The sequence below is a fragment of the Vibrio sp. 03_296 genome (assembly GCF_002265885.1).
In genome coordinates, this window is sequence record NZ_NPKW01001089.1 from 1 (window position 1) to 1,461 (window position 1,461).

Here is a 1,461-nt window from a genome sequence, read left to right on the forward strand (position 1 = left end):
TTCGAGAAGAACGTGAACCATTGTAGAAAGAGGGGTAATATCTTGTTCACCAGCTGGGGCAGACATGACGTAATCTGTAGCGATCGTGTTACCGGTGTCTTCGTCTACGGTTTTCCYTCGTATTGCTTTTACCACGATCGGGTAGCTTTCAGGGTTATCTATTCCTGTAACATCTAGGGTTGCCTTACCTCCGGCGCCAGTGGTCGCTTTTGGTTCACCGGTATCCCAAATGAAGTTCTTGTTTAAGTCCAACCAAACCTGTGCATTTTGTAAGTAGCCATCGATTGCTGTTACGGAGTAGGAGCTGGAAGAGCTTCCTCCAGAGGAGCTTGAGCTTCCTCCGCCACAGCCCAATAGGCTAACGCTGACACTGAGTCCTAGTGCCATAACGATTTTGTTTTTATTCATAAGCCACCCTTAGCTTTACTGTTTAGCCATATAAACCGTAGGAATGCTTTTGGAAGGCGTCAAACCCAAAATGGCTTAGAAAGTATGTGAGAGGGTTGAATCATTGGGGTTTTGTAAAATTAAATGTATTTTAAAATCAGTGGGTTATTGGCTTTATTTGAGTCTTTGCTTTTTTAGTAAATGATTGATAAGTCAATCATTGGTTTATTTTGATCGGGTAACCAATTTAGGCAAAAGTTTGAGATTTATCACTAAATGTATGCTACTTTCGCCGTAATTTTCAGCAACCACGATATCGTTTTCCTGAATGAATATGATAAGTGTTTGAAGTTTTAGGGAAATGAATCTACGCCATTCGATCTGATGAAAAACAAATCGAGGTTGTTGCGCTGGACCGACAAAGAGAGTCGACATTGGTATGCACAAAAAGCTCGCTTTTCTCTTATTAATTTTACTTCTTCTTAGTCTTTGTCTATCGTGACTTGGGACGTGTTTGTTGATCAAGATACGGCTTCATATCCCCAAACCCGCTCGATAAAACGATTCAGCCTCTCCCGAAAGAGCAGCTCAAAACCTTTTCTGCTCATCATCCATTACTCGTCCATCATGCCATTGGTTCAGATAGAACCCAATAAAGCGCAAGCGTTACGTCGCTGAATGGAGAAGGGACAAAGTGGGAACTCAGCATCAAAGTGCAAGAGCGGATCTAGAGCATATTTATACCTTGCTGATTAAACGTGAAATCGCCAAACACAACAATCTCAAGAGCGAGTTGACCAGTTAACTGGCCAGTTAGAGCAGTTTGCGATCTCAACGAAAAATTGCTTGGTTGAGTGCCCAAGTTGATTATCGAAAAGCGGGACGAGAGTTGAAGCAAGGTCAGTTTGATGAGGGGTTAAAGCACGTCGAGCTCGGTATGGCGATGGCAAATGAAAACGGTGCCGATTTCCTGTTACTGGAAGGTTTTAACACCTTGGGTATCTTGTACAATGCCACCAATCAACTAAAGCGCTCACAATTGGCGTTTTATCAAGGGTTAGAGTTAAGTGAAAG

The 1,461-nt window shown here is 42.6% G+C and carries 2 pseudogenes; one reads left to right on the plus strand and one right to left on the minus strand.

The features are described from left to right. Nucleotides 1-408, minus strand: a pseudogene (locus CIK04_RS29995) (hypothetical protein); the annotation flags it as partial. 802 nt (nucleotides 409-1,210) lie between these two features. Here CIK04_RS29995 and CIK04_RS35065 point away from each other — a divergent pair. Further along, nucleotides 1,211-1,461 (plus strand): annotated as a pseudogene (locus CIK04_RS35065) (diguanylate cyclase); the annotation flags it as partial.